The organism is Neisseria mucosa (assembly GCF_003044445.1).
GTDB classification, from domain to species: domain Bacteria; phylum Pseudomonadota; class Gammaproteobacteria; order Burkholderiales; family Neisseriaceae; genus Neisseria; species Neisseria mucosa_A.
On sequence record NZ_POWX01000016.1, the window covers coordinates 25,021 to 51,998 of the forward strand.

20 protein-coding genes, 1 tRNA gene and 1 pseudogene are annotated in these 26,978 nt (G+C 52.0%); 13 read left to right on the forward strand and 9 right to left on the reverse strand.

Annotated features, from left to right (window positions below):
* The first annotated feature begins 37 nt into the window (after window positions 1-37).
* The 3 genes from gyrA to recB all read left to right on the forward strand — a co-directional run bounded on the left by gyrA (window position 38) and on the right by recB (window position 8,367).
* Complete coding sequence (gyrA, locus tag DBY90_RS09430) at window positions 38-2,803, forward strand: DNA gyrase subunit A (RefSeq protein ID WP_107987078.1); 2,766 nt, start codon at window positions 38-40, stop codon at window positions 2,801-2,803.
* A 193-nt stretch (window positions 2,804-2,996) separates the two neighbouring features.
* Window positions 2,997-4,274 (forward strand): O-acetylhomoserine aminocarboxypropyltransferase/cysteine synthase family protein, encoded by a 1,278-nt coding sequence (locus DBY90_RS09435; RefSeq protein WP_070491325.1) that lies wholly within the window; start codon window positions 2,997-2,999, stop codon window positions 4,272-4,274.
* Between the two features lie 451 nt (window positions 4,275-4,725).
* Window positions 4,726-8,367 (forward strand): exodeoxyribonuclease V subunit beta, encoded by a 3,642-nt coding sequence (gene recB / locus DBY90_RS09445; protein ID WP_070492680.1) that lies wholly within the window; start codon window positions 4,726-4,728, stop codon window positions 8,365-8,367.
* A gap of 557 nt (window positions 8,368-8,924) precedes the next feature.
* On the opposite strand, the gene DBY90_RS09450 is transcribed toward recB, so the two are convergent.
* Window positions 8,925-9,000, reverse strand: a tRNA-Glu gene (locus DBY90_RS09450).
* A gap of 155 nt (window positions 9,001-9,155) precedes the next feature.
* On the opposite strand from DBY90_RS09450, the gene DBY90_RS09455 reads away from it, so the two are divergent.
* From DBY90_RS09455 to dcd, 4 genes and pseudogenes are all read left to right on the forward strand, one after another.
* On the forward strand, window positions 9,156-10,055 hold the full coding sequence (locus DBY90_RS09455) for a recombination-associated protein RdgC (protein WP_009312388.1): 900 nt from the start codon (window positions 9,156-9,158) through the stop codon (window positions 10,053-10,055).
* Between the two features lie 20 nt (window positions 10,056-10,075).
* Window positions 10,076-10,183, forward strand: a pseudogene (locus DBY90_RS12955) (IS5/IS1182 family transposase); the annotation flags it as partial.
* A gap of 40 nt (window positions 10,184-10,223) precedes the next feature.
* Window positions 10,224-10,640, forward strand: coding sequence for an MORN repeat-containing protein (locus DBY90_RS09460; RefSeq protein ID WP_070492784.1), 417 nt, complete (start codon window positions 10,224-10,226; stop codon window positions 10,638-10,640).
* 70 nt (window positions 10,641-10,710) lie between these two features.
* Entirely contained in the window at window positions 10,711-11,277 is a 567-nt protein-coding gene (gene dcd / locus DBY90_RS09465) for a dCTP deaminase (protein WP_003741335.1), read from the forward strand.
* A gap of 153 nt (window positions 11,278-11,430) precedes the next feature.
* On the opposite strand, the gene DBY90_RS13380 is transcribed toward dcd, so the two are convergent.
* The 7 genes from DBY90_RS13380 to mreB all read right to left on the reverse strand — a co-directional run bounded on the left by DBY90_RS13380 (window position 11,431) and on the right by mreB (window position 18,249).
* Window positions 11,431-11,622, reverse strand: coding sequence for a hypothetical protein (locus DBY90_RS13380; RefSeq protein WP_234405128.1), 192 nt, complete (start codon window positions 11,620-11,622; stop codon window positions 11,431-11,433).
* Between the two features lie 354 nt (window positions 11,623-11,976).
* Window positions 11,977-12,633, reverse strand: a complete 657-nt coding sequence (locus tag DBY90_RS09475) for a MarC family protein (protein ID WP_107812589.1) — start codon at window positions 12,631-12,633, stop codon at window positions 11,977-11,979.
* An 11-nt stretch (window positions 12,634-12,644) separates the two neighbouring features.
* Window positions 12,645-13,808, reverse strand: a complete 1,164-nt coding sequence (gene rodA / locus DBY90_RS09480; protein WP_070492786.1) for a rod shape-determining protein RodA — start codon at window positions 13,806-13,808, stop codon at window positions 12,645-12,647.
* Window positions 13,801-15,840, reverse strand: a complete 2,040-nt coding sequence (mrdA, locus tag DBY90_RS09485) for a penicillin-binding protein 2 (RefSeq protein ID WP_070492787.1) — start codon at window positions 15,838-15,840, stop codon at window positions 13,801-13,803. The genes rodA and mrdA overlap by 8 nt, the downstream gene beginning before the upstream one ends.
* Window positions 15,841-15,849: 9 nt before the next feature.
* Window positions 15,850-16,353 carry a rod shape-determining protein MreD gene (gene mreD / locus DBY90_RS09490; protein ID WP_070492788.1) on the reverse strand — a complete coding sequence of 168 codons (504 nt, stop codon included), beginning with the start codon at window positions 16,351-16,353 and terminating at the stop codon, window positions 15,850-15,852.
* 7 nt (window positions 16,354-16,360) lie between these two features.
* Window positions 16,361-17,200 carry a rod shape-determining protein MreC gene (gene mreC, locus DBY90_RS09495; RefSeq protein WP_070492789.1) on the reverse strand — a complete coding sequence of 280 codons (840 nt, stop codon included), beginning with the start codon at window positions 17,198-17,200 and terminating at the stop codon, window positions 16,361-16,363.
* A gap of 11 nt (window positions 17,201-17,211) precedes the next feature.
* The gene (gene mreB / locus DBY90_RS09500) at window positions 17,212-18,249 is read right to left on the reverse strand and encodes a rod shape-determining protein (RefSeq protein ID WP_070492790.1); all 1,038 of its coding nucleotides are present in this window, start codon (window positions 18,247-18,249) and stop codon (window positions 17,212-17,214) included.
* A 233-nt stretch (window positions 18,250-18,482) separates the two neighbouring features.
* On the opposite strand from mreB, the gene gatC reads away from it, so the two are divergent.
* The 6 genes from gatC to DBY90_RS09530 all read left to right on the forward strand — a co-directional run bounded on the left by gatC (window position 18,483) and on the right by DBY90_RS09530 (window position 25,960).
* Window positions 18,483-18,773: an Asp-tRNA(Asn)/Glu-tRNA(Gln) amidotransferase subunit GatC gene (gene gatC / locus DBY90_RS09505; RefSeq protein ID WP_003741352.1), complete on the forward strand. Its 291-nt coding sequence runs from the start codon at window positions 18,483-18,485 to the stop codon at window positions 18,771-18,773.
* Window positions 18,774-18,944: 171 nt separating this feature from the next.
* Window positions 18,945-20,402 carry an Asp-tRNA(Asn)/Glu-tRNA(Gln) amidotransferase subunit GatA gene (gatA, locus tag DBY90_RS09510; protein WP_070492791.1) on the forward strand — a complete coding sequence of 486 codons (1,458 nt, stop codon included), beginning with the start codon at window positions 18,945-18,947 and terminating at the stop codon, window positions 20,400-20,402.
* Entirely contained in the window at window positions 20,402-21,274 is an 873-nt protein-coding gene (locus DBY90_RS09515; RefSeq protein ID WP_070492796.1) for a VirK/YbjX family protein, read from the forward strand. The genes gatA and DBY90_RS09515 overlap by 1 nt, the downstream gene beginning before the upstream one ends.
* 101 nt (window positions 21,275-21,375) lie before the next feature.
* Complete coding sequence (gatB, locus tag DBY90_RS09520; protein ID WP_070492792.1) at window positions 21,376-22,806, forward strand: Asp-tRNA(Asn)/Glu-tRNA(Gln) amidotransferase subunit GatB; 1,431 nt, start codon at window positions 21,376-21,378, stop codon at window positions 22,804-22,806.
* A gap of 106 nt (window positions 22,807-22,912) precedes the next feature.
* On the forward strand, window positions 22,913-23,917 hold the full coding sequence (locus DBY90_RS09525) for a 2Fe-2S iron-sulfur cluster-binding protein (RefSeq protein WP_070492793.1): 1,005 nt from the start codon (window positions 22,913-22,915) through the stop codon (window positions 23,915-23,917).
* 249 nt (window positions 23,918-24,166) lie between these two features.
* A complete protein-coding gene (locus tag DBY90_RS09530) occupies window positions 24,167-25,960 on the forward strand; it encodes a 2-isopropylmalate synthase (protein WP_107987080.1) in 1,794 nt (597 codons plus the stop codon).
* 64 nt (window positions 25,961-26,024) lie between these two features.
* On the opposite strand, the gene DBY90_RS09535 is transcribed toward DBY90_RS09530, so the two are convergent.
* The gene (locus DBY90_RS09535; RefSeq protein WP_107987082.1) at window positions 26,025-26,885 is read right to left on the reverse strand and encodes an EamA family transporter; all 861 of its coding nucleotides are present in this window, start codon (window positions 26,883-26,885) and stop codon (window positions 26,025-26,027) included.
* Between the last annotated feature and the right edge of the window lie 93 nt (window positions 26,886-26,978).

A 26,978-nucleotide genomic window follows, 5' to 3' on the forward strand; every position in this document is an offset into this window, starting at 1 on the left:
TCCGAGCTAATTTTTGCCATACGAAATAAAGAAAACCATGACCGACGCAACTATCCGCAACGACCATAAATTCGCACTCGAAACCCTGCCCGTCAGCCTTGAAGACGAAATGCGCAAAAGCTATCTCGATTACGCCATGAGCGTGATTGTCGGCCGCGCGCTGCCCGATGTGCGCGACGGTTTGAAGCCGGTGCACCGCCGCGTGCTTTACGCCATGCACGAGCTGAAAAACAACTGGAACGCCGCCTACAAAAAATCGGCACGTATCGTCGGCGACGTCATCGGTAAATACCATCCGCACGGCGATTCTGCGGTTTACGACACCATCGTGCGCATGGCGCAGGATTTCTCGATGCGCTACGTCTTAATCGACGGTCAGGGAAACTTCGGTTCGGTTGACGGCGACGGTGCCGCGGCCATGCGTTATACCGAAATCCGCATGGCGAAAATCGCCCACGAAATGCTGGCGGACATCGAAGAAGAAACCGTCAATTTCGGCCCGAACTACGACGGCAGCGAACACGAGCCGCTGGTGTTGCCGACCCGCTTCCCCGCGCTGTTGGTCAACGGCTCGTCCGGTATCGCCGTCGGTATGGCGACCAATATTCCGCCGCACAACCTTACAGACACCATCAACGCCTGTCTGCGTCTTTTGGACGAACCCGAAACCGAAATCGACGAATTGATCAACATCCTGCAAGCCCCTGATTTCCCGACCGGCGCAACCATCTACGGCTTGAGCGGCGTGCGCGAAGGCTATAAAACCGGCCGCGGCCGCGTCGTTATGCGCGGTAAAACCCATATCGAACCCATAGGCAAAAACGGCGAACGCGAAGCCATCATCATCGACGAAATCCCGTATCAGGTAAACAAAGCCAAACTGGTGGAAAAAATCGGCGAGTTGGTGCGCGAAAAAACGTTGGAAGGCGTATCCGACCTGCGCGACGAATCCGACAAATCTGGTATGCGCGTCGTTATCGAATTGAAACGCAATGAAAACGCCGAAGTCGTTTTAAACCAACTCTACAAACTCACCCAGCTTCAAGACAGCTTCGGCATCAATATGGTTGCCTTGGTTGACGGTCAGCCGCGCCTGTTGAACCTGAAACAAATTTTGTCGGAATTCCTGCGCCACCGTCGCGAAGTTGTTACCCGTCGTACCTTGTTCCGCCTGAAAAAAGCGCGTCATGAGGGCCACATCGCCGAAGGTAAAGCCGTCGCATTGTCCAATATCGACGAGATGATTCGGTTGATTAAAGAATCCGCCGACGCGCCCGAAGCCAAAGAAAAACTGCTCTCTCGCGCATGGCGCAGCGGTTTGGTGGAAGACATGCTGAGCCGTACCGACCTCGACCTGCGCATGGCACGCCCCGAAGGCCTGCCCGCCAACCTCGGCTTGCAGGAACAAGGCTATTACCTGAGCGAAATTCAGGCTGACGCCATCCTGCGCATGAGCCTGCGCAACCTGACCGGTCTCGATCAAGAAGAAATCGTCGGCGACTACAAAAACATCATGGCGAAAATCATCGACTATTTGGACATTTTGGCGAAACCGGAACGCATCACCCAAATCATTCGTGAAGAGTTGGAAGAAACCAAAACCAATTTCGGCGACGAACGCCGCAGCGAAATCAACCCGTTCGGCGGCGACATTGCTGATGAAGACCTGATTCCGCAACGCGAAATGGTCGTTACCCTGACCCACGGCGGCTATATCAAAACCCAGCCGACCACCGACTATCAGGCGCAGCGTCGCGGAGGACGCGGCAAACAGGCGGCGGCGACCAAAGACGAAGACTTCATCGAAACCTTGTTCGTTGCGAATACGCATGACTATTTGATGTGTTTCACCAACCTCGGCAAGTGCCACTGGATTAAGGTTTACAAACTGCCCGAAGGCGGTCGAAACAGCCGCGGTCGTCCGATTAACAACGTCATCCAGTTGGAAGAAGGCGAAAAAGTCAGCGCCATCCTTGCCGTTCGCGAATTCCCCGAAGACCAATACGTCTTCTTCGCCACCGCACAAGGCATGGTGAAAAAAGTCCAGCTTTCGGCATTTAAAAACGTCCGCAGCCAAGGCATCAAAGCCATCGCGCTTAAAGAAGGCGACTACCTCGTCGGTGCCGCGCAAACCAGCGGATCGGACGACATTATGCTGTTCTCCAACTTGGGCAAAGCCATCCGCTTTAACGAATACTGGGAAAAATCCGGCAACGATGAAGCTCAAGATGCCGACATCGAAACCGAAATTTCAGACGACCTCGAAGACGAAACCGCCGACAACGAAAACGCCCTGCCAAGCGGCAAACACGGTGTGCGTCCGTCCGGTCGCGGCAGCGGCGGCCTGCGCGGTATGCGCCTGCCTGCCGACGGCAAAATCGTCAGCCTGATTACCTTTGCACCCGAAGCCGCGCAAAGCGATTTGCAAGTGCTGACCGCCACCGCCAACGGCTACGGCAAACGTACCCCGATTGCCGATTACAGCCGTAAAAACAAAGGCGGACAAGGCAATATCGCCATCAACACCGGCGAACGCAACGGCGATTTGGTCGCCGCAACCTTGGTCGGCGAAACCGACGACCTGATGCTGATTACCAGCGGCGGCGTCCTCATCCGCACCAAAGTCGAACAAATCCGCGAAACCGGCCGCGCCGCAGCAGGCGTGCGCCTGATTAATCTGGACGAAGGCGAGCAACTGGTCAGCCTCGAGCGGGTAGCAGAAGAACCGGAAGACGCGTCAGCTTCAGGTGAAGAAAACACTACCGAGGCAAACGTAACAACAGAAGACAATACACCGCAATAAAGCAAGAAACCGGCCGTCTGAAAAACAATCTATGTTTTTTCAGACGGCCTCTATTTATAGTGGATTAAATTTAAATCAGGACAAGGCGACGAAGCCGCAGACAGTACAGATAGTACGGCAAGGCGAGGCAACGCCGTACTGGTTTAAAGTTAATCCACTATATCAATGTTTAATTCACTACAAGGATATTCATATGAAACGGGAAACTATCGCCCTACACGCAGGCTATCAATCCGAACCGACCACCAAATCCGCTGCCGTCCCGATTTACCAAACCACTTCCTACACTTTCGACAACACGCAGCATGGCGCAGACCTGTTTAACCTTGACGTTGCGGGCAATATCTACACCCGCATCATGAATCCGACCACCGCCGTGTTGGAAGAACGTGTCGCCCGTTTGGAAGGAGGCATTGCCGCATTGGCTGTTGCCAGCGGTATGGCGGCAATCACCTATGCCATTCAAACATTGGTTGAAGCAGGCGACAACATCATCGCAACCAAAACCCTCTACGGCGGCACATACAATTTCTTTGCCCACAGCCTGCCGCGCCAAGGCATAGAAGTGCGCTTTATCGATCCTGCCAAACCCGAAGAAATCTCCGCCAATACCGACAGCCGAACCAAACTGGTGTATTGCGAATCCATCGGCAATCCCGCCATCAATGTTGTCGATATTCAGGCATTTGCCCAAGCCGCACACGCTCAAGGGCTGCCACTGATGGTGGACAACACCGTCGCTACGCCCACGCTGTTCCGCCCCATCGAACACGGCGCCGACATCGTTATCCAATCGCTGACCAAATATATCGGCGGCCACGGCACAACGATTGGCGGTGCCATTATCGACGGCGGCAAATTCCAATGGGCAGGCAATCCGCGTTTTGACCGAACCTTCAACCAGCCGGACCCGTCCTACCACGGAGTAAACTACTGCGAGCATTTTGGTGCGGCCGCATACATCGCCCGCGCCCGCGTCGTCCCGCTGCGCAATACCGGTGCCGCCCTGTCGCCGCACAGCGCATTTTTACTGCTACAAGGTTTGGAAACCCTCGCCCTGCGCATGGAGCGTCATTGTGAAAACGCCTTGAAAGTAGCCGAATTCTTAAAGAAACACCCGCAGGTCGAATGGGTAAACTATCCTGCCTTGCCTGACAGCCCGTACAAAAACTTAATCGACCGCGACTACGGCGGCAAAGCCTCCGGTTTGCTGAGTTTCGGCATTAAAGGCGGACGCGAAGCGGGTGCAAAATTCATCGACGCACTGCAACTCTTCTTGCGCTTGGTAAATATCGGCGATGCCAAATCGCTTGCCACCCATCCCGCCACCACTACCCACCGCCAGCTTGACGATACCGAACTTGCCGCAGCAGGCGTCAGCCCCGATATGGTACGCCTGAGCGTGGGCATCGAGCATATCGATGATTTGCTTGCCGACTTGGCGCAGGCATTGGAAGCGGCACGGGTATAGGCAAATAACAACCGTAGTTAGATGAAAAAGCCCCCGCTTAAAAAGGTCGTCTGAAAATCATTTCTCCGTTTAGGAAAATACCTGTCTTCAGACGACCTTTTTTTCAATTCCAATGTTATAGTGGATTAAATTTAAATCAGGACAAGGCGACGAAGCCGCAGACAGTACAGATAGTACGACAAGGCGAGGCAACGCCGTACTGGTTTAAAGTTAATCCACTATATGCTCCAATACCAAGCATTTTGGTATCCCTATACACAGAATAAAATTACCTGATGGTAAGACAGAACAATATCGTCCGTCTCGGCAAGCCGGACAACAAATCCAACAACGCTTCAACAATAGCGAAAACTATAGCCGATTTAAACGGTGAAGATTGGGAACCAATCTAAAGCGCAAGAGCAAAATTATCTCCGTATCCTGTTATTCCTTAACTCATCCTCCTTTTATCATGCCCACTACCGCCTCCATTCCCGCCTTCGATCCCCTAAGCATCCCCATATCAGGTACCAATCTGATTGAAGCCTCTGCCGGTACGGGCAAAACCTACGGCATTGCGGCTTTGTTCACGCGTTTGGTCGTGCTTGAGCAGATGCCGGTTGAAAGCATTTTGACCGTTACTTTTACTAAAGCGGCGACGGCGGAATTAAAAACCCGTTTGCGCGCGCGTTTGGACGAAGTGTTGCAGGCATTAGAAAGCGTAGAGGATACGGACAATCTTTCAGACGACCTCGCAGCATATTGCCGAGACAATCATCCGGGCGATGTGTTTCTAACCGGCTTGCTCAAACAGGCATTGGCTCAAGAAAGTCGGGCGCGGCTGATTGTCCGCCTCAAAGCTGCCATCGGACAATTCGACAACGCCGCGATTTATACCATTCACGGATTCTGCCAACGCATTTTGCGCGATTATGCATTTTTGTGCCGCGCGCCTATGGATGTCGAATTGACTGAAGACAACCGCGACCGCCTGCTGATTCCTGCCCAAGATTTTTGGCGCGACCGCATCGTCAATGATCCCATTCTAGCGAAGCTGGTATTTGAACGCCGCCAAACGCCGCAAACCATGCTGGCGGCAATACAAAAGTTCGTCAGCCGTCCGTATTTGGTTTTCAGACGACCCGAAACAGACTTAGTCGCCGCGCAGGAAAAATTTCGGAAAACATGGGAAAAAGTGCGTTCTAAACTGGACGCCTTGGAAGAAACATTCTGGCGCATCCGTTCGATATTAAATGGCAACTCATACCAAGAAAAAACATTCAAAACCGTCTTTCTCGAGCTCCAATCCGCCTCCCAATCCGATGCCCTTCCTTCTTTTAGCAAAACGACGGCAGAAAAGCTGCCCATGTTTGCCGTAGAAGCTTTAGAGTCCAAAGTCAAAAAAGGCAATACGCCCGACGCTGCCGCCTTTGCCGATTTGCAGATATTGGCGAATCTCGGCGCAGATTCGGCTGCCATTGTGCGAGCCGAAGAAGATACGCTTACCCTGCTCCATCTCGACCTGCTCGACCATCTTAATGCCAGTCTGAGCGAACAGAAAAAATCCAAACGCGAACGCGGTTTCGACGATTTGCTGCTGGATGTTTACGACGCCCTGACCGACAACCCGCAGGCAGACTCGCTGGCTCAGGCAGTAGCGCAGAACTGGCGCATCGCCTTGATTGACGAATTTCAAGACACCGATCCGCTGCAATACGAGATTTTCCGACAAATCTTCATCAGCCAACACAAGCCCTTATTCCTAGTCGGCGACCCCAAGCAAGCCATTTACAGCTTTCGCGGCGCCGACATTTACGCCTATCTGCAAGCCGCAGCCGACGCGCAACACAGCTACACGCTGGCGACCAATTACCGCAGCCATGCCAAACTGATTAACGGCATAGGCGCATTGTTCCGCTGCAAAAACCGCCCTTTCGTCTTGGACGGCATAGACTATACCGAAGTCGGCGCCGCACGTTCCGAAAGCCGGCTTTCGCCGCCCCAAACTGCCATACAGATACGCTGGCTCAACGGCAAAGACGACGAAGTGCTCAACAAAGACATCTTGCGCCGCCGTGCCTCCGAATATTGCGCCGACGAAATCGCCCACACGCTCAACGAAGCTGCCGAAGGTCGTCTGAAATTCAAAGACAGACCGGTCGTTTCAGGCGATATTGCCGTCTTGGTCAGGACGTTTAACGAAGGCGTGATGGTGGCAAAAGCGCTGAAAACGCGCGGCATACAAAGCGTTTTGCTCTCAAGAGAATCGGTTTTCACCACGCCCGAAGCCCTCGCCCTTGCCGCGCTGTTGGATTATTGGCTCAATCCCGGACAAATCGGCTCGCTGCGCTTCGTCTTATCCGGCACATTGTTCGGCTACGACGCGCAAGCCCTGTATCAACTCAACCGCAACGAAGCCGAATTATTAAACTGGATAAACACCTCCGCCGAATCCGTCGCCATTTGGCGGAAAAGTGGGATTTATGCCGCGCTGCAATACTTCTCCTCGCTGCACGGCATCGAAACCGGACTGCTCGCACGCGGCGACGAGCGCGGCCTCACCAATTTCCATCAGCTTTTAGAGTGTCTCTCCGAAGAAGAAGGACAAAGCCTCAGCCCCGCCGCCCTGCATCAATGGCTCAACGACCAAATCAGTCTGGCGCAAGACCGTTCCGTCGGCGAATCAGGGCTTTTACGGCTTGAAAGCGATGAAGCGCTGGTCAAAATCGTGACCATGCATGCCTCCAAAGGTTTGCAATATCCTTTGGTCTATTGCCCTTTCGTTTGGGACGCGAAAGACATGAAGCCCGCCGATTGGCAAATCCTCCACACCGCCGACCACACCACCGAGCTGCTTGCCAAAACGCAACTTGACGATGAAGACCGCATCCACCTTGCCGACGAAGAAATGGCAGAACGCCTGCGCCTGCTTTACGTCGCGCTGACCCGCGCCGAAGAGCAGCTCGTCCTCTATGCCGCACATTGCGGCGATACCGCAGATTCCCCTTTCGCCTACCTGCTTGAAGGCAGCGCCGACAGCAATCGGGCGGATACCCGCCAGGCCCATGACCAAGAACGCAAAGCAAACAAAGCCCTAGGCGAGCTGCAAATGCTGAAAAACAACTGGCTGCATTTCCTCAAAAATCCCCCCGAACATACCGACTTCAGCTTTTCCGAAGACGCGCCGCAACCCGCAGCCGCGCAAAACCGCCATCTTTCAGACGACCTCTATCAAGCCGCTGTTATCCCCGCCCGTGGATTTCAGTTTATCCGGCATACCAGCTTTACCGGTCTCAGCCGCCAAGTCAAAACCCGAGACGATGAGCGCGAAGAATTACAACCCGCACTCGACCCCGCAGAAACCGCCGCCGACACAGAAAGGTCGTCTGAAACCGCTCTTCTCGTTTCAGACGACCTCCCAAACACCGACATCCACCATTTCCCGCGCGGAGCCAATGCCGGTGTCTGCCTGCATGAAATGTTGGAAAAATTCGACTTTGCCCAAAGCGCCGAAAGTCAAAGCAACCTGATAGCCGAAACCTTGACCCGCTACGGCTTCGACCTGCTTTGGACAGATGCCGTCAAACAAATGCTCGAGACCTGCCGTAAAACGCGCCTTTCTGCACAAAGCCTGTCTGAAATCCCACCCGAACGCCGCCTTCCGGAAATGGGGTTCACCCTCTACACCGAAGACTTCAAACTCCATGACCTGCGCCGCTGGTTTGCCCGCGAAAACAGTTCACTGCCGCCGGAATGTATCGAAGCCGCAGAAAGATTGGATTTCCAAGATGTACAAGGCTTTCTCAACGGCTTCATCGACATGGTTTGCCAAGATTCAGACGACCTCGTGTGCATCATCGACTACAAATCCAACCATCTGGGCGACAACGCCGAAGCCTATACGCAACAAGCCATGAACGAAGCCGTAGCAGACCACCACTACTACCTGCAAGCACTCATCTACGCCATCGCCGTAGCCCGCTACTTCAAACTGCGCGGCAAACCGTTACCCCAAATCGCCATTCGATACCTCTTCCTACGCGGATTGGACGGCACGGACAACGGCGTCTGGCAATGGGACTTGGATACCGAATCCTTGGCGCAATGGCTGTAAATGGAAGCACAAAGGTCGTCTGAAAATACACGCGTAAGCGTTTTCAGACGACCTGAGACCTTAGCGAATTCCGCTTTTTTACCTTTCAACCCAATAGCCGAAACCTAAGCACAGTTTTTCAGTTGTTTCCATTATCAATCACTCCTCCTGTACCACCCAAATATTCCCTTAATTCCTTGCAGGTACCTGATAATAAGGCATCCTGATCGCCTTTTAGGCGGCAACAGATACACTTAGCCCGTCAGCCGCCCTCAATAAATAGTCTGTTAACCAGATTTGACGCATGAAAATGCGCCAAAAAATTTTCAATTGCCTAAAACCTCCCTAATATTGAGCAAAAAGTAGGAAAAATCAGAAAGGTTTTGCATTTTGAAAATGAGATTGAGCATAAAATTTTAGTAACCTATGTTATTGCAAAGGTATCGATCTATCTAAATATGAAGAATGATGCCCTGCTAAAATGGCTACATTAAAACACTCAGCCCCCAACCCCACCCATCCCCAAAAGACAAAAAAATAAACCCTTACTATTTTCTAGTAAGGGGTTATTGAAAATCTGGCACGCCCACGGGGATTCGAACCCCGGTTGCCGCCGTGAAAGGGCAGTGTCCTAGGCCTCTAGACGATGGGCGCGTAACCGAGTTGCGAACTATACATAAGCGTTAAAACGCTGTCAACGGGTCTGGCGTTTTTTATGGTCAAACTCGTTTCAGACGACCCTTCTGCTCCTTATCTTTGTATGGGCTTTGCCTGTATAATGCCGCTTTTAATGAAAAGGAAAACAAACCATGTGGTTCAAGCAGATCAGTTTTTATCCACTCAACAAAGAAAAGCTGCCCGAAGCGGACGTACTTGCCGACAAACTTGCGGAGGCTGAATTTACCCGCTGCCAAGGTTTGGACTGGTCCAGCGAAGGCTTTGCCGCACCGGTTTCGTTCTCCCCAGAACTTGTTTTCCCTGCCGATTTTACTTTGCGCGTTGCCCTGAAAAAAGAAGAAAAAGTCCTGCCTGCCGGCGTCATCCGCGATATTTTGGAAGAGAAGGTGGCGGAAATTCAAAACAATGAAGCCCGCAATGTCGGTCGCAAGGAAAAACAAGAGCTTAAAGAGCAAATTACAGACGACCTGCTGCCCCGCGCGTTTACCCGTAGCAGCCGTACTGAAGCGGTGTTCAACACCCGCCACGGCTATCTGCTCGTCAACAATGCGGCTTCCGCCAAAGCGGAAAACATCCTGACCAAGCTGCGCGAAGCCTTGGGCGGCTTGGAAGCCTCACTGCCGAATACCAAGCAATCGCCCTCTTCCCTGATGACCGAGTGGCTGTTGCAAGGGCATTGCGAAGGCGGTTTTGAATTGGATAGCGATTGCGAACTCAAAGGCGTGGGCGATGTTGTTCCCGTCGTCAAAGTGTCCAAACAAGATTTAACCGCCGATGAAGTGGTTCAACACGTCAAAAACGGTAAAACCGTGACCCAACTCGGCTTGGTATGGCGCGAACAAATCGCCTTCATCCTCACGCAAGACTTCACGCTCAAGCGCATCCAATATCTCGACGTATTGCAGGAAGAAGCCGAGAGCAACGGCGACGATGCCGCCAGCCTTGCCTTCGCTTCGCAAATCCTGATGGCGGAATCCGTCAGCACCATGTTGGAAGAGCTGGTTTCCTATTTGGGCGGCTGGCAAGACTAATTTTTCAGAAGACCTTTGCACGATATAGTGGATTAAATTTAAATCAGGACAAGGCGACGAAGCCGCAGACAGTACAAATAGTACGGCAAGGCGAGGCAACGTCGTACTGGTTTAAATTTAATCCACTATAAAAGGTCGTCTGAAACCTACATCCAATGGACAACCTTTATGTTTAAACACTTCGCATTCCTGCCGCTTGCCATTATGTTCGCCCTCCCCGCCTCGGCCGCCGTCCTGACTTCCTATCAGGAGCCGGGCTGCACCTACGACGGCGATGTCGGCAAAGACGGCAAACCCGCCGGCAAAGGCACATGGCGCTGCCAAGACGGACGCAGCTACACCGGCGCGTTTAAAAACGGTAAATTCGACGGACAAGGCGTTTACACCGTCTCCGTCAACCGCGAAACCTTCATCGAGCCGTTCAATTCCAACAGCACCAAGTTCCGTAACATGGTACTGTCGGGCACGTTCAAAAAAGGTCTGGCACATGGCAAATTCACCGCATCGCAAAACGGCGAAACCGTCTTCATCATGAAATGCGAAAACGGCATCATTAAAGAAGTGAAACTGCCCAAAACCAAATAACCCCGTCCCACATTTTCAGACGACCTCCCTGCAGACGTCGTCTGAAACCGCAAGAAACAAGGAAAACATTATGAGCATCAAGTCCGACAAATGGATACGCCGCATGAGCGAAGAGTTCGGCATGATCGACCCCTTCGAGCCGAACCAAATCAAAGAAGCCAACGGACAGCGCATCATCTCCTACGGCACGTCCAGCTACGGCTACGACATCCGCTGCGCCAACGAATTTAAAATCTTCACCAACATCAACAGCACCATCGTCGATCCCAAAAACTTCGACCCCAAAAACTTCGTTACCGTCGAAGACGACTGCTGCATCATCCCGCCCAATTCCTTCGCACTGGCGCGCACGGTCGAATACTTCCGCATCCCGCGCAATGTCCTGACCGTCTGCTTGGGCAAATCCACCTACGCCCGCTGCGGCATCATCGTCAACGTCACCCCGTTCGAGCCGGAATGGGAAGGCTACGTTACTCTCGAGTTTTCCAACACCACCCCCCTGCCCGCCAAAATCTACGCAGGCGAAGGCGTGGCGCAAGTCCTCTTCTTCGAGAGCGACGAAATCTGCGAAACTTCCTACAAAGACCGCAACGGCAAATACATGGGACAAACCGGCGTTACCCTGCCGAAAACCTGATGATTGGATAAGCCGGCAAAATATAGCGCGTTTCATTTTGCCGCAGATAAAATGCAGGCACGATACAAGAAGGTCGTCTGAAATCTTGGACTCAAAGTTTCAGACGACCTTCTTTATTGTCTATATGGCAAAGTAGAAACAGAATGCCCCGTTTTATCTCAATCCGTTATGTTCGGAATGAAGCTGCATCCTTCTATCCGCTTCGGCTGACAAAACGCCTTTGACCGTACGGAAGTGGGAGGCGGCTTTTTCCATATCCGTGCCATTCGGCAGCTTGATTGCGATGCCATTGAAGTTTCTATATTCATAAACAATCTTTGCCCCATATTCGCGGACTGCGTTCATAAGCCTTTCCGAACCGATTTCGAATCATAAAAAATAATAAGGGTATTCGTAGCTTCTATTGTTTCTAAAGGTGAAGATGATGAATGCGGCTGCCTCTCGGGATACAGTATGCTGGTTGACGTACAGGCAGCAAGCATAAAGGCAGGCAAAGCAGTATAAATCAAATCGCGTTTTTTCATAATATTTCAGATTTTTGATGAAGCATTGTTTCGACAATATATCCAAAGTCGGGACAACTGAAGAATATTGCAGGACACGTCGTCTAAAAACACAAAACCTATTTTCAGACGACCTTCCCCTTGATAAAGATAGACAAATACGCGGTAAATTTTGCCTTCTGCACAACCTGATGAACTAACCTGCCAGTTGCGGGAAAATGGACTTCAATCCGGCAACGATGATTTCTACGGAGACGGCGGCAAGCATCATGCCCATGATGCGGTTTAGGATGGTTAGCCCTGTTGTACCCAGTTTTTTGCTGATTCGTCCGGCGACAACGAGGATGGCGTAGCAAATCAGGCTGACGAGGAAACCTGCGGCGAGGATCAAAGCAATATCGCTGTAATTTTTTGCGGCTGAAGCGTAGATGATGACGGTGGAGATACCGCCCGGTCCGATGGTGATGGGGATGGCGACAGGAACGACGGCGATGGCCTTGGCGTTTTTCTGGATATGTTGTACGACGCCCTCTTCCTTGTCTCCACCGATATTTTGTTTGGCGGGGTTGTCGTTGCCGTTCATCATGGAGATGGCGATGAGCAATACCAAAATACCACCGCCGACTTGGAAAGAGCCGACGCTGATGCCCAATATTTTCAACAACATCCCGCCCATCAATGTGAAGACGGTAATGACGATAAAGACGGCGAGAGCAGCGGTGCGGGCGATGCGGCGTTTTTCTTTGGTGCTGTGATCCTGTGTCAAATCAAGGTAAATCGAAAGCGCGCTGAACGGGTTAATCAATACAAGGAAGGCAACCAAAAGTTTGCCGATTTCTACACCTAATTCCATTTTTCATTCCCTTATTTGTTTTTTGTAGAAACGTTTACGTCCGCTTTGTCGTTAAATTCGTAGCGGCGTTTGGTTTTATGTTCGCTGGAAATCCCCATCAGCAGCGCAAGTACTGTCATGATGGAAAGCGTTGCAGTACCGCCGTAGCTGACCAACGGCAGAGGGACGCCGACAACGGGCAAAATGCCGCTCACCATGCCCATGTTCACAAAGGCATAGCAGAAAAAGGTCATGGTTAATGCGCCGGCAAGCGTTCGGCTGTAAAGCGATTGGGCTTTGGCGGCAATCAGCAGTCCGCGCGTCAGGATAACGAGGTAAACCAGCAACAGCAAGATGTTGCCGATCAAACCGAATTCTTCGCCATATACGGCAAAAATGAAGTCGGTTGTAGACTCGGGAATGTAATCCAAGTGCGTTTGTGTGCCGTTGAGCCAGCCTTTCCCCCAAACGCCGCCGGAACCGATGGCAATCATGGACTGAATGATATGGTAGCCTGCGCCCAAAGGGTCTTGCGTTGGGTCAAACAGCGTCAGGACGCGGGTTTTCTGATAGTCGTGCATCCCGTAGTTCCACAAAAGCGGCAATGCGGCAACGAAGGCAACGATGGCGGCAAAGATGACTTTCCACGGTAAACCTGCGAAAAAGACGATGAAAATACCTGATGCCATAATCAAAACCGCCGTTCCCAAATCGGGCTGTTTCAGAATCAGCGCAACGGGAATCAGGATTAAAAGCATGGCGATGATGTAGTGAAACCATTTCAGACGACCTTCGTGCCGTTGGAAATACCAAGCAACGGTCATGGGCAGGACGATTTTCATGATTTCGGACGGCTGGATGCGTGTGAAACCCAGCTCCAGCCAACGCGTAGAACCATTGACGGTAACGCCTGCAACTTCGACGGCGACAAGCAGCAACACGCCAATCAGGTACATCGGCAGCGCCACTTTCGCGGCATCACGCGGCTTGAAGGAAGCGACAAACCATAGGAGCGCAAAGCCAGTTACGGTGTGCATGGTTTTGTGTTCAAGCTGACCGAAATCCTGCCCGTCCGCCGAATAGAGCAAAAACAGGCTCATGATGTAGATGGCGAGCATGGGGAAAAACAGCCACGGGTCTATCGGGGCAGATACGATGCGTTTGATTTTCGCCCACATTCCGACCGTTTCATTCATGATTTGCTTCCTCCTGTTTCAGACCGTAGGCTTTTTGGAATATGGTCGGCGGTTGGGGTTGTGTGCGGTGTTGTTGTGGTTCGGGCATTCCGCCTGCGTCGGGGTCGTCTGAAAACTGCTGCGGCTTGACGTTGAGCATATAAAAGTCGGTCAGGCTGCGGGCAAGTGGTGCGGCGTATGCACCCCAGCCGCCGTTTTCCAGAATCACAGCGATGGCGATTTCAGGTTTTTCCAAGGGGGCAAACGAGATAAACCACGCATGGTCGCGATGTTGCTCGCGCAAGGCTGAGGCGTTGTAACGACCGCCCTGCTTGATTTGCACAACCTGTGCCGTACCTGTTTTGCCGCCCATGCTGTAAGCCAAACCGCCGCCGATGCGGTGTGCCGTCCCGCCCGGCTTCAAGACTTTCTCCATCGCCTGTTTGACGTATTCGAAATTGTCTTGTTTAAACGGAATTTTGTATTCGGGATTGGGGTTGATGCGCGTGATTTTGCGTTTGTCGAAATCCAACAACTCTTTCACCAAATGCGGCTGATAAACCACGCCGTCATTGGCGAGCGAAGCGGTGGCATGTGCCATTTGCAGCGGGGTGTAGGCGTTGTAACCCTGCCCGATGCTGACCGAGACCATCTCGCCTGCGCGCCATTCTTTGGCAGTAGGATCCGATGATTTGGCAAAGCGTTTCGCCTTCCATTCGCGACTGGGCAAAACGCCTGTATATTCGCTCGGCAGGTCGATGCCGGTTTTTTTGCCGAACCCGAATTGCGCTAAATACGGCGACGCTTTGTCTATGCCCATTTCGTAGCCCAAGCGGTAGAAAAAGGTATCAGACGATACCTGTATTGCCTTGCTCAAATTCGCCGAACCGTGACCGCTGCGTACAGAATCTCGGAAAACGTGGCGGCTGCCGGGAATGCTCCATGCGCCGGGCGCAGGAACGACCGTCGTTTGGGTAATTTTGCCGCTTTCCAGCAAAGCCATGCCCATAAACGGCTTAAACGTCGAGCCCGGCGGATACAAACCTTGCGTTACGCGGTTGACCAACGGTTTTTTCCAGTCGTCATTCAAGGCTTTCCAAGTTTCGCTGTCGATGCCGTCGATAAAGAGGTTGGGATCGAAAGAAGGTTTGGAAACAAATGCCAACACCGTACCGTCTTGCGGATTGATGGCGACAATCGCCCCGCGCCTGTCTCCCAATATGTTGTCCGCTTCTTGTTGCATGCGGATGTCCATGCCCAAACGCAAAGTTTGCCCCATGCGCGACGGTACGTTTTTCAAGACGCGTACGATATTGCCGTAAGCATCTTTTTCCACTTCTTGATAGCCGGGCGCGCCATGAAGCTGCGGTTCGTAATATTTTTCCAGACCCGATTTGCCGATGTGCGTGCTGCCGCGATAGAGCGCAGTCAAGCCCTCTTCTTCCAAAATTTCCTGATCTTTGTCGCTGATGCGCCCGATATAACCTAAAAAGTGTGAAGTCAGCTTGCCATAAGGATACTCGCGGAAAGTGCGCGAATTGACTTCTATGCCTTTAAATTCATTCAGATGTACCGACAATTTCGCCGCTTCTTCATCTGTCAGGCGCAGCTTGAGCGGGATATTTTCAAATTTGCGGTAGCTTTCGCGATATTTGTAAAAACGCTTCAAATCGGTAGGCGTAATATCGACATACTTCCACAGTGATTCGATGACATCTTCCATCTTGCCTTCAATGCGGCTGGGGATGACTTCCAGAGAAAACACGGGATAGTTTTTTGCCAACGGTACGCCGTTGACATCTACGATTTCGCCGCGAACGGGCGGAGTTGGAATTAATGTGATGCGGTTGCTGGATGCTTGTCCGGAAAAATCGTCATGCCGGAACACCTGCAAATAAACAAACCGCGCCACCAATGCGGCAAACAAAACCACAATCAGGATAAACGCCACCAACAGACGCAATAAAGAATCGGCTTGCGCCGCCTTTGCAGTCTGTGTTTTACCGCTCCCGCCATTTTTCAGACGACGTTTCAGAATATTCAGTATAGACATGGTTTCACGTTATCTGTTGGCGCGATAGAAATTGGTCAGCATCAGCATCAACTGGCTCAAGAAAGGCCAAAGCAGCGCACCAGTTAACGGCGCAATAAAACTTTGCCAAGTGATGATTTGGTTGTTGAGGAACAGACGCGCCGCCACCAATACCGCCTGATGGCAGAACAATGCTGCCAATACCGCCCCGATCTGCATGATGTGGCCGTAGAGCATAATTTGACGGCACGTGTTCAAAACGAAATACACCATGACCGTATAAGACAATGCGTGCAGTCCCAAAGTCGCTGCCGTTGCAGCATCTACTATCAAGCCGAGTAAAAACGCAATGCCCATGCCGACACGTTGAGGATGGTGCATAGACCAATAAAGAAGCATCAGCGCGGTCAGTTCCGGCAACCAGAAAAAGCCATCAAAGGGAAAAGGCATGAAATCGACAAGCATGGTTACGGCAAAACTTGCCGCAATCACGCCGACGGGCATGGCACGGTAGGAGTCGTCAAAATCGTTCATGAATGATTTATTGTGAAGAATGGGAAGAAGACAGAACCAAAACAAAGCGGCTGCGGCGCAAAGCGGCAAACGGGGTCAGTTCTGTGTCGTAATAAGGCGTACCGGACGCGCGAACGACTTTATCCACGCGCGCTACGGGAATGCCTGCCGGATAAATGCCGTCCAAACCGGAGGTAATCAAAACATCCTGCGGCTTCAAATCCGATCCCGTTGGGAAATAGCGCAAGTCCAAGCCCACACCGTTGCCGTAACTCAGATTACGTTCGCCCGTCCGCTCAACTGCAACAGGAACGATACTTTGTGCAGCTGACATCAATTCGACTTCCGCGCTGTTGGCATGAACTAAGGTAACGCGTCCGATTAAGCCGTTTTGATCGATAACGGCATCGCCTGCCGCAACCCCTTCGCCACTGCCTTTATTGATAATCAGACGCTCCGACAGCGGATCTTTGCCAGTGGACAACACTTCCGCTCCTATGACATTACGTATGCCGTTTTGCTGCAAACCATATAGCTTTTTCAGCTCCTGCAATTCGCTCAGATTGACTTTATCGCGTTGAAGTTGGATTTTCAGACGACCGTTTTCTTCTAAAAGCAAACGGTTTTGTTCCAATAGCTCGGTTTGCGATTGAGATTGGTTGGAAATATATTGATACAAACGTACCGGCTGGTTTGCCAACCATTGCACCGGATAAAGAATCTCCGCCGCCGCAGTACGGACGGGCTGCATCAGGTCGAAACGACCGTCCGCCACCATAATGCCGGCACCCAATAAAAGATACGCAATAAAACGAGGCAACAGCTTTTGGCCCTTTGCCTCGTCAAACCGTAAAGAAGAATGTTCCATTTCAGCCTGCCTTACGGGTTATCCACAAAAACGGCATTCCATTTGCCGATATAATCCAAGGCTTTGCCTGCGCCATAAGCCACACAGTTCAAAGGCTGGTCGGCAATACCGACAGGCAGTCCCGTCGCATCAGCCAAAACCGTATCCATACCGTGCAACAGTGCGCCGCCGCCCGTCAACATAATACCCCTGTCGGCAATATCACCCGCTAATTCCGGTGATACTTGTTCCAATGCAAGGCGTACGGCGCGGATAATCTGATTAACCGTTTCGCTCAGAGCTTCGCGCACTTCCTCAGAAGTAACAGCCAACGATTTTGGGGTTCCTTCCGCCAAGTCTCGACCTTTAATCCGCATTGCGGTTTCCGTTGCAAAGCCATAAGCAGAGCCGATCGTTTTCTTCAACTCTTCAGCCGTCGCTTCACCAATCAGTACACCGCGATGACGGCGCAGATAGTGCACGATGCTTTTATCAAATTCATCACCGGCAGCGCGGACGGATGCGGAGTAAGCCATACCGCCCAAAGACAAAATACCGATTTCCGTTGTGCCGCCGCCGATATCGACTACCATCGAACCGGCAGTATCCTCAACCGGCAGACCCGCACCTAAAGCAGCCGCCATCGGCTCCTCAATCAAATGAACAGATGACGCCCCTGCCGCAAATGCAGAATCCAAAATCGCTTTGCGTTCAACCTGAGTCGCACCACCCGGCACGCAGATCACTACGCGCGGAGGTACGACTGAATGACCTTCCGTGGCCTTTTTAATCAGCATGCTTAGCATACGCTCGGCAATCGTAAAGTCGGCAATCACTCCGTCCTGCATAGGCCGGACGATTTCAATATTGCGCGGTGCACGCCCCTGCATTTTCTTGGCTTCCGTACCCACGGCGACAATCTTACTTTTACCGCCTGTACCCGACTGAACCGCCACCACGGACGGCTCGTCCAAAACAATGCCTTTACCACGCACATAAATCAACGTGTTCGCCGTACCCAAATCAATGGCGATATCGTTGGAGAAAAAACGGGATAAAAAACGAAACATAAAATACAAATACCTGAATATCGGCCCAGCACCGATTTTATTTAATTGTTATTCAAAATATTAAAAACATGGGAACAACGCCTTTTCAGACGACCTTCCCACTCCCCGTATGAAACGCATGGCGAAATCACACGCCGTTTGAGTAGTTTTCGGTTATAATTCCTCGTTTCATCGAAGAAGAATGCAATGATACCCCAAATAAGAGGGTGCCTGCTATTAAACAAGGATTTTTTATGGCTTTAAGCTTAACCGATGTGGAAAAAATTGCCAAACTTTCACGCCTTTCGCTGACCGAGGAAGAAAAAGGCAAAACCCTCTCAGAATTGAACGACATTTTCGCTATGGTCGAAAAGATGCAGAGCGTGAATACCGACGGTATCGAGCCGATGGCACACCCCCACGAAGCCGCCCTACGCCTGCGTGAGGATAAAGTTACCGAAACCGACCATGCCGCCGAATATCAAGCCGTCGCGCCGGAAGTGCGCAACCGTTTGTATATTGTGCCGCAGGTAATTGAAGAATAATTTTTCAGACGACCTCATTATATTGAAATATGAAATCTAAACTTGGGTCGTCTGAAACTCGTTTCCTTTTTCCTTCGAAATTTCAATCACTGTTCAGCCTACGTTTTCGGCAACACTTTCCCGAATATTTGCCTGAAAACAGAAACCGTCTTAATTAGGAATCATGGCGCAATGACTCAATACACCCTCAAACAAGCCAGCCAACTGCTGCAATCCAAACAAATCTCCGCCGTCGAACTGGCAACCGAATACCTCGCCGCCATTGCAGCGCAGAACCCAGCTATCAACGGCTACATCACCCTCGACCAAGACAAAACTCTCGCCGAAGCCCGTGCCGCCGACGCGCGCATCGCACAAGGTAACGCTACCGCGCTTACCGGCGTACCCATCGCCTACAAAGATATTTTCTGTCAAACAGGCTGGCGCAGCGCGTGCAGCTCCAAAATGCTGGACAACTTCGTCTCCCCCTACACTGCCACCGTCGTCCAAAATCTGCTCGACGAAGGTATGGTAACGCTCGGTCGTACCAACATGGACGAGTTTGCTATGGGATCGACCAATGAAACCTCGTTCTACGGCGCAACCAAAAATCCGTGGAATCCGGAACACGTCCCAGGCGGTTCGTCCGGCGGTTCCGCAGCCGTCGTAGCCGCCCGCCTTGCTCCTGCTGCGCTCGGTTCGGACACCGGCGGCTCTATCCGCCAACCTGCCTCACACTGCGGCATCACCGGCATCAAACCTACCTACGGCACAGTTTCCCGCTTCGGCATGGTTGCCTACGCATCCAGTTTCGACCAGGCCGGTCCGATGGCGCAAACCGCCGAAGACTGCGCGATTTTGCTCAATGCGATGGCAAGCTTCGACGAGCGTGATTCCACCAGCTTAGAACGCAGCAAAGAAGACTACACCCGCGATTTGGACAAACCGCTCAAAGGCATGAAAATCGGCCTGCCTAAAGAATATTTTGGTGAAGGCGCGGATGCCGATGTGCAGGCTGCTTTGCAAAACGTTATTAACCTTTTAAAAGCACAAGGTGCAGAAACCATTGAAGTTTCCCTGCCGCAAACCGCCCTGTCCATCCCCGCTTACTACGTCCTCGCTTCCGCCGAAGCCAGTACCAACCTTTCCCGCTACGACGGCGTGCGCTACGGCCACCGCGCAGCCCAATTTGGCGATCTAGAAGAAATGTACAGCAACACCCGCGCCGAAGGTTTCGGCAGCGAAGTCAAACGCCGCATCATGATTGGCACTTATGTGTTGTCGCACGGCTACTACGATGCCTATTACCTGAAAGCCCAAAAACTGCGCCGCCTTGTTGCCAACGATTTTCAGACGGCATTCGCGCAATGTGATTTCATCCTCGCTCCGACTGCGCCCACCGCCGCTCCCAAACTCGGCAGCGACATCCACGATCCCGTGCAGATGTACCTTTCCGACATCTACACCATCGCTGTAAATTTGGCAGGATTGCCCGCCCTGACCCTGCCCGCAGGTTTCAGCAGCAGCGGACTGCCCATCGGCGTGCAATTTATCGGCAACCACTTCTCCGAAGCCAAAATCCTTGGCGCAGCGCATCAAGTACAGTTGGCGAGCGATTGGCATAAAAAAAACCCTAATGGAAAAGCATGATGCCGGAGCAGTTTGTTTTTCCCGACTTCAAAACCGTGTATAAAAACGCGCCAAAATTTCAAATCCAACATTTGAAGTTTACCTTACGCAAGTTGTTTGCACGGAGGCAGATTAAGGATTTTGAAACCTTTGTCAATACTTCCGCACTACGTCGTGTTTTTTTCCAAAAGCTGCCACAAGATGCCTATCCTTTGATTCATGCCTTTATTGATAAGCGTTTTGACAGACAGCGCAGACTGCAAGCTATGAAAGAAGACCTGTTGGCAGCTGAAAAACTGTTCGGACAGGAAACACTTACCGGTATGGAGACTCGCGAATTCCATATTGTCTTAGCACATCTTTCAGACGACCTGACTTTGTGGCTGAACCGGAACGATAATTGCGTGGATGAAGGAATGTGGTCGCTATCCTTGCGCGACAGCGAAGGAAAACGTCTCTACATGGCGACCTTCGCTCTAGTTGACGGTAAACTGCTGGCCGCTTCCATCCAAGGCCCCGCAGGGGAAGAAGCTAAAGACCTTGTACGCAGCCTGACCAAACAACTCCACGGCCTGCGCCCGCAGCAACTGATGGTAACCGCCCTGCAATATTTTTCGACATCGCTCAATTTGAGCGGCGTTATCGGCATTGCCCAAGAGCATCAGGTTAAACTGCGCTGGCGGCTGAAGAAACGGGTCAAAATGAATTACGACCTGTTTTGGCAGGAGAACGGCGCAACGCTCGAAAGCGACGGCTACTGGCATCTGCCGCAAACCCCGCCGCGAAAAGACTTGGCGGAAATCGAAAGCAAAAAACGATCGATGTACCGCAAACGTTACCAAATGCTGGATAACATGGCGGCTGAGATGCAGGCTTGCTTTCAGAAGACTTGATACTGGGCTTTCAGACGACCTGTTGTCTCTACAAACCAAAACAGGTCGTCTGAAAACAGCTGACCACTTTATATTATTGACATCAAAAGAAAGAACCTCTTATGACTTGGGAAACTGTAATCGGCTTGGAAATCCACGTCCAGCTCAACACCCAATCCAAAATCTTCAGCGGCGCATCGACTGCGTTTGGTGCGGAACCCAATGCTCACGCCAGCGTAGTGGAATGCGCATTGCCGGGCGTACTGCCGGTAATGAACCGAGAAGTCGTTGAAAAAGCCATCAAATTAGGCTTGGCTTTGGATGCGAAAATCAATCAGAAAAACGTGTTCGACCGCAAAAACTACTTCTATCCTGATTTGCCAAAAGGCTATCAAATCAGCCAATTGGATTTGCCGATTGTCGAACACGGCAAATTGGAAATCGTAGTTGGCGACGATGTGAAAACCATCAACGTAACCCGCGCGCACATGGAAGAAGACGCGGGCAAATCCGTGCATGAAGGCTTGAACGGTGCAACTGGTATCGACTTGAACCGTGCTGGCACGCCGCTATTGGAAGTGGTCTCCGAACCTGAAATGCGTTCCGCCGCCGAAGCCGTTGCCTACGCCAAAGCCTTACACAGCTTGGTAACCTGGCTGGACATCTGCGACGGCAATATGGCGGAAGGCTCGTTCCGCGTCGATGCCAACGTATCCGTGCGCCCGAAAGGCCAAGCGGAATTCGGTACGCGCCGTGAGATTAAAAATCTCAATTCCTTCCGCTTCTTGGAGCAGGCAATTAATTACGAAGTGGAAGCGCAAATCGAGATTTTGGAAGACGGCGGCAAAGTGCAACAGGCAACCATGCTATTCGACCCGGAAAAAGGCGAAACCCGCGTGATGCGTTTGAAAGAAGACGCGCACGACTACCGCTACTTCCCCGACCCAGATTTGCTGCCCGTCATCATTTCAGACGACCGGTTGCAAAAAGCCAAAGCAGAAATGCCCGAGCTGCCGAAAGAAATGGCGGCGCGTTTCGTGGCGGATTACGGCGTATCCGACTACGACGCGCGCCTGCTCACCGCCAGCCGCGTGCAGGCTGCCTATTTTGAAGAAGCTGCCAAAGAGAGCGGACAAGGCAAGCTGACTGCCAACTGGATGAACGGTGAACTCGCCGCCACGCTAAACAAAGAAGGCATGGAACTTGCCGACAGCCCGATTACCGCTCCGCGCCTTGCCGCACTGATAGGCAAAATCGCCGACGGCACATTAAGCAGCAAGTTGGCAAAAAAAGCCTTTGAAGCCATGTGGGCGGAACCCGAAGCCACCATCGCCGAAATCATTGAAAAACACGGCTTGCAACAGATGACCGATACCGGCGCGATTGAAGCGATGGTGGACGAAGTGCTGGCAAACAACGCTAAGGCCGTGGAACAGTTCAAATCCGGTAACGAAAAAGCCCTGAATGCGATTGTGGGGCAAGTGATGAAGGCCAGCAAAGGCAAAGCGAATCCCGCACAAGTTCAAGAACTGATTAAAGCCAAACTGGCTTAATCCGTTATCACACAGGTCGTCTGAAAGCAAAGTTCCAATGAAGGTAAAACGGGAAACAAGCTTTCAGACGACCTTTTAACTTAATCTATTCCAACCACACCAAGCTATGACCCACACCATTACCCTACCCGATCAAACCACCTTTACCGCCAACGACGGCGAAACCGTTTTAGCCGCTGCCGCCCGTCAAAACCTCAATCTGCCCCATTCCTGCAAAAGCGGTGCCTGCGGGCAATGCAAAGCCGAACTGGTCAGCGGCGATATTCAAATGGGCGAACACTCCGAACAGGCCTTATCCGAAGCAGAAAAAGTGCAAGGCAAGATTTTGATGTGCTGCACCACCGCGCAAAGCGACATCAGCATCAACATCCCCGGTTACAACGCCAACGCCCTCCCCGTCCGCACCCTGCCCGCCCGTATCGAAAGCATTGTTTTCAAACACGATGTCGCCCTCTTGAAACTTGCGCTACCCAAAGCCCCGCCGTTTGCCTTCTACGCCGGGCAATACATTGATTTACTGCTGCCGGGCAACGTCAGCCGCAGCTACTCCATCGCCAATTCGCCCGACCAAGAAGGCATTTTGGAACTGCACATCCGCAGGCGCGAAAACGGCGTCTGTTCGGAAATGATTTTCGGCAGCGAACCCAAAGTCAAAGAAAAAGGCATCGTCCGAGTTAAAGGTCCGCTCGGTTCGTTTACCCTACAAGAAGACAGCGACAAACCCATCATTCTCTTGGCAACCGGTACAGGCTATGCCCCCATCCGCAGCATCCTGCTCGACCTTATCTGCCAAGACAGCAGCCGCGCTGTCCATCTCTACTGGGGCGCACGTCATCAAGATGATTTGTACGCACTCGAAGAAGCGCAAGAGCTGACAGGTCGTCTGAAAAACGCCCGCTTTACCCCAGTTCTTTCAAAAGCCAATGAGGGCTGGCAAGGCGAAAAAGGATACGTCCAAACCGCCGCTGCGAAGGATTATCCCGATTTGAGTGGCTACGAAGTTTATGCCTGCGGCTCCGTCGCCATGATTGAAAGTGCGAAATCCGTATTGACCGCGCAATGCAACCTGCCTGAAACAGCCTTCTATTCCGACGCCTTTTCTCCGGCGTAATAACCCTGTTTTCTTGCCCCTCTGGTTTATTACAGCCAGACAAACGTCATCAAGGTCATCTGAAAAAGAAGCTTGGAGCTTTTCAGATGACCTTTAATTTAATTCTTTTTAGACAAAATGTATAAAATTAATTCAATTCTAAAATTAAATTCGTAATTTTATAAAAATAGATTGTCGTTTTGTCTAAAATGCGTATAATCTCTTCCCAATGCAAACAATAATTTCAATAATGTTTGGACAAGGAACATCATGCAATTAGACATTGACCGCTTAGTTGCTTATTTCGGCGGCGTGAATGCGCTTGCCGAGGCGTTGAAACAGCACGATCCCGAACATGCCGCGACGACCGCCGCCATCTATAAATGGCGCACGCGCGGGTCGCTGCCTTTGGCGCAACTGCAAAAGCTGACCGCGTTGGCGGAAGCGCAAGGCAGACCGCTGGATTTGAATGCTTTTTTACAAAAAAACGAATCTCTGGAGAGAACAGAAATGACACAGACCAACCGCGTAATTATTTTCGATACCACCATGCGCGACGGTGAGCAGTCGCCCGGTGCATCCATGACCAAAGAGGAGAAAATCCGCATTGCCCGCCAGTTGGAGAAAATGGGTGTGGATGTGATTGAGGCGGGCTTTGCCGCCGCCAGCCCGGGCGATTTCGAGTCGGTCAATGCGATTGCCAAAATCATCACCAAATCCACAGTCTGCTCGTTGGCGCGTGCCGTTGAAAACGATGTGCGCAAAGCGGGTGAAGCCGTTTTCCCCGCTCCGAAAAAACGCATCCATACCTTCATTGCCACCAGCCCCATCCACATGGAGCACAAACTGAAAATGAAGCCGCAGCAGGTCATCGATGCGGCGGTCAAAGCAGTGAAAATCGCCAAAGAATACACCGATGATGTGGAATTTTCCGCCGAAGACGCCGTGCGTTCGGATTTGGACTTCCTCGCCAAAATCTTTACGGCGGTTATCGAAGCGGGCGCGACCACCATCAATATTCCCGATACCGTCGGCTACTCCATCCCTTCCGTGTGGTACGAGCGTATCAGCAACATCATCAAAAGCGTACCCAACGGCGACAAAGTAGTCTGGTCGACCCACTGCCACAACGACTTGGGTATGGCGGTTGCCAACTCGCTGGCCGCTGTTCAGGCAGGCGTGCGCCAAGTGGAATGCACCATCAACGGTTTGGGCGAACGCGCAGGTAATGCCAGCCTTGAAGAAATCGTGATGGCGTTGAAAGTACGTCATGATTTGTTCGGCTTGGAAACCGGCATCGACACCACGCAAATCGTGCCGGTATCCAAACTGGTGTCCACCATTACCGGCTATCCGATTCAGCCCAACAAGGCGGTGGTCGGCGCAAACGCCTTTGCACACGAATCAGGCATCCATCAGGACGGCGTGTTAAAACACCCCGAAACCTATGAAATCATGACTGCCGAATCGGTCGGCTGGTCAACCAACCGCCTGACCTTGGGCAAATTGTCCGGCCGCAGCGCGTTCCGCAGCAAACTGGCGGATTTGGGCATCGAGTTGGAAAGCGAAGAGGCGCTGAACGCCGCGTTTGCCCGCTTCAAAGAACTCGCCGACAAAAAACGCGAAATCTTCGATGAAGACCTGCACGCGCTGGTGTCCGACGAAATGGGCAGCATGAACGCCGAAAGTTACAAATTCATCTCCCAAAAAATCAGCACTGAAACCGGCGAAGAGCCGCGCGCCGACATCGTGTTCAGCATCAAAGGCGAAGAAAAACGCGCATCCGCCACAGGCTCCGGCCCTGTCGACGCGATTTTCAAAGCGATTGAGAGCGTGGCGCAAAGCGGCGCGACTTTACAGATTTATTCCGTCAACGCCGTAACGCAAGGCACGGAAAGCCAAGGCGAAACCAGCGTCCGTCTGGCACGCGGTAACCGCGTGGTCAACGGACAAGGCGCAGATACTGACGTTTTGGTCGCTACCGCCAAAGCCTACCTCTCCGCCTTGAGCAAACTGGAATTCGGGTCTGCTAAACCGAAAGCGCAGGGTAGCGGTACAATTTGAGCTTAAATAGATTGATTTAAATTTAAAAAGCAAAAAGGTCGTCTGAAAACCGAAGTTTAGGTTTTCAGACGACCTTTTTCATGACTGCCCGCTGTACACCGAATATCGATACCAATACCAACGAAAATCCTGCCAACGACTTCGCGTCCATCCCTTGTCCTAAAAACAACCAGCCCAAGACAAATGCCGAGACAGGGCTGAGTAGTCCCAGCGACGAAACCGCAGCAGGCGAAAGTTTGGCAATTCCCCTAAAAAACAATACATAAGCCAACACGGCACCAAACAGACACAAATACAGATAGCCGCCGATATTGGCGGGGCTTAACGATTCCAGCGGCGGTTCGGCAAGCAGGGCGACGGGCAGTAAAAACAAGCCGCCGATAAAAAGCTGCCAGCCGGTAAATGCCAATACGGGCAGCGAAGTGCGGCGGTGTTTCGACAAATAAACGCCCAACGCCATCGCCACCGCGCCTGTCAGTGCCGCCAAAATCCCCGTACCGTCATAGCGCGCCTGCGGCGATAAAACCAAGAGCGCAATCCCCAAAACCCCTGCCGCCGACCAAGTCCAAGCCGCTTTGGGCGGCATGGTTTTGCCGATTAACCAAGTGAACACCAGCACCATCAGCGTCTGCGTCGAACTCAATACCGCCGCCAGTCCGCCCGGCAAGCGATACGCCGCCACAAACAACATGGCTTGGAAAAAGCCGATGTTCAAAAAACCGAGCAGGGCGACAATGCCCCATTCGCCGCGCTGAGGCAGCCTGCGCGTCCACGCCAACAGCAACAGCCCGGCGGGCAACACGCGAAAAAGTGCAGCGGTAAACGGTCGGTCAGGTGGCAGAAATTCGGTGGTCACGAGATAGGTGCTGCCCCAAATCAGCGGGGCGAGCGCGGTGGCGAGGATGGCGGCGGTGCGGTTGGGCATCGGGATTCCTTGTATTTGTGTTTCAGCTTGTCCGAAGGTTGTCTGAAAAACGGGATGGACATGCAATGATGGAAAGAAAAAGCAGCCTGCACA